Annotated in this window: 2 protein-coding genes and 1 pseudogene; all 3 read left to right on the top strand. The window is 66.3% G+C overall.

Annotation, left to right across the window (positions count from 1 at the left end):
• Positions 1-266 (top strand): annotated as a pseudogene (locus WAX14_RS15245) (hypothetical protein); the annotation flags it as partial.
• A gap of 43 nt (positions 267-309) precedes the next feature.
• Entirely contained in the window at positions 310-633 is a 324-nt protein-coding gene (locus tag WAX14_RS15240; protein ID WP_422628895.1) for a DUF6802 family protein, read from the top strand.
• Positions 634-908: 275 nt separating this feature from the next.
• A complete protein-coding gene (locus WAX14_RS15235; protein ID WP_422628894.1) occupies positions 909-2,741 on the top strand; it encodes a phosphoenolpyruvate carboxykinase (GTP) in 1,833 nt (610 codons plus the stop codon).
• Positions 2,742-2,784: the final 43 nt, after the last annotated feature.

Here is a 2,784-nt window from a genome sequence, read left to right as displayed (position 1 = left end):
ACGCATGGGTGCTCGCGCAGATCGTCGACGCCGAAACCGGCGCCGCGGCAACCGCGGCGACCGTACACGCGGCTCGGGTATCGGCCCTGCACGACCGCGTCGTCGCGCTCGACGAGGAACTGCGCCGCCACCTCGGTGAGCGGAATGCGCGGATCGAGGCGTGCCGGCGGGATCTGGCCGCCCTCGACCGGTCGAACCGGCTACGGCCGTCGGAACCGTCGGAGCCGGTGGAACCGGGACCGGAGCCGGTGCGTCCAACCTTGTGAGAACCCGGAAACCCGGGGTGGGCCGATCGAGGAGGCACCGTAGGTGGAGAGCTATCTGATTCCCGACGGATTACCCGAATCCGAGGGGTTCGCATCGGGGACCCCGTTCGACGCGATGTCGGTTGCGGCACTGGCCGACGCTGCCGCCCCTACCGCGGACCTCGACAGAGACGGCACCTTCGACACCGTCACGTGGTCGACGGCGTCCGCGCTGGTCGTCGCGACCGACCTCGACGGTGACGGCGACACCGATCGGTTGACCGCGATCGCCGACGACGGTGAATTCGGCGTATGGGAGTTCCATCGCGAACTCGACGGAACGTCGCGCTGGGAACGTGTGGAGACCGGCGATCTCGGTCCGAAGTGAGGCGAATCGCCCTGGTTCGACCGCCGGATCCTGGCTAGGATGCGCGTCTGAATCGTTTCTGTGACATTTCCGACCGGACCCGATTCCCCCCTACCGGAAGTCCGGCGTTAACCTCTATGAATAGGACTTCCGGCGCTCGATTCCTCCGTTCGGCCACGGAGGGGATCGGGTGGTACCCCTGCCGAGAGGGGAATCCCGGGTCTGCCGCTGTCTCTGCGTACGTTTGTGCAGGTCGGAGGCGTGACTCGGTTCCGGTCACACCCCAGGAGAGTTTGATGACCTCAGCGACCATTCCCGGTCTCAACGGAACCGACGACAAGCCCCCGACCCAGCATGCCGAGTTGCTTGCCTGGGTCCGGGAGATTGCCGAGCTCACCGAGCCGGATCGTGTTGTCTGGGCCGACGGCTCCGATGAGGAATGGGATCGGCTGACCACCGCGCTGGTGGAGGCCGGAACGTTCACGCGCCTGAACGACGAGAAGAAGCCGAACTCGTTCCTTGCCAACTCCGACCCGTCGGACGTCGCGCGTGTCGAATCCCGCACGTACATCTGCTCGACGAACGAGATCGACGCCGGCCCGACGAACAACTGGGTCGACCCGACCGAGATGCGCGCCACCATGACCGAGCTGTACCGCGGCAGCATGCGTGGTCGCACGCTCTACGTCGTGCCGTTCTGCATGGGCCCGCTCGGTGCCGACGACCCGAAGCTCGGTGTGGAGCTCACCGACTCCGAGTACGTGGTCGTGTCCATGCGCATCATGACGCGCATGGGTGCTGCCGCTCTCGAGAAGATGGGCACGGACCGCCCGTTCGTGAAGGCCCTGCACTCGGTCGGTGCGCCGCTCGAAGCCGGCCAGCAGGATGTGGTGTGGCCGTGCAACGACACCAAGTACATCACCCACTTCCCCGAGGACCGCGAGATCTGGAGCTACGGCTCGGGTTACGGCGGAAACGCACTGCTCGGCAAGAAGTGCTATTCGCTGCGTATCGCGTCGGCGATGGCCCACGACGAGGGCTGGCTCGCCGAGCACATGCTGATCCTCAAGCTGATCTCGCCCGAGGACAAGCCGTACTACATCGCGGCGGCCTTCCCGTCGGCGTGCGGTAAGACCAACCTCGCGATGATCCAGCCGACCATCCCAGGGTGGCGTGCCGAGACCCTCGGCGACGACATCGCGTGGATGCGTTTCGGCAAGGACGGCCGCTTGTACGCGGTGAACCCGGAGTTCGGCTTCTTCGGCGTCGCGCCCGGCACCAGCACCGATTCGAACCCGAACGCGATGGAGACCATCGAGGCGGGCAACACCATCTACACCAACGTCGCGAAGACCGACGACGGTGACATTTGGTGGGAGGGCATCGGCGGCGACGCCCCGGCCCACCTGACCGACTGGCTCGGCAACGACTGGACCCCCGAGTCGGACACGAAGGCCGCCCACCCGAACTCCCGCTACTGCACCCCGATGTCGCAGTGCCCGATCCTCGCCCCCGAATGGGACGACCCGCAGGGCGTGCCGATCTCCGCGATCCTGTTCGGCGGCCGACGCAAGACGACGGTTCCGCTGGTCAGCGAGTCCTTCGACTGGCAGCACGGCACCTTCCTCGGTGCGACCCTGTCGTCCGAGCAGACCGCCGCCGCCGAAGGCAAGGTCGGCAGTGTCCGTCGCGACCCTATGGCGATGCTGCCGTTCCTCGGCTACAACGCCGGTGACTACCTGAACCACTGGATCACGCTCGGCAAGAACGCCGACTCGGAGAAGCTGCCGAAGATCTTCTACGTCAACTGGTTCCGTCGCGGCGACGACGGCCGCTTCCTGTGGCCCGGTTTCGGTGAGAACTCGCGCGTGCTCAAGTGGATCGTCGACCGGATCGAGCACAAGGCGGACGCGCAGTCCACCGCGATCGGGTACGTCCCGACCGCGGCCGACCTCACGCTCGACGGCCTCGACGTGGATGCCGCCGATGTCGACGAAGCGCTGAAGGTCGACGTCGACGAGTGGAAGGCCGAGATCGACGGCATCGCCGAGTGGTTCGAGTTCCTCGGTGAGAAGGTACCCTCGGGTATCCGCGACGAGTTCGAGGCTCTCAAGCAGCGTCTCGGCTGAGCACTGCTCTATCACTGAGCACGGCTGTACAGAAGGGCGCCCC

The sequence above is a fragment of the Rhodococcus sp. (in: high G+C Gram-positive bacteria) genome, assembly GCF_049299235.1.
GTDB lineage: Bacteria > Actinomycetota > Actinomycetes > Mycobacteriales > Mycobacteriaceae > Rhodococcus.
This window is presented reverse-complemented; position numbering and strand designations above follow the sequence as displayed.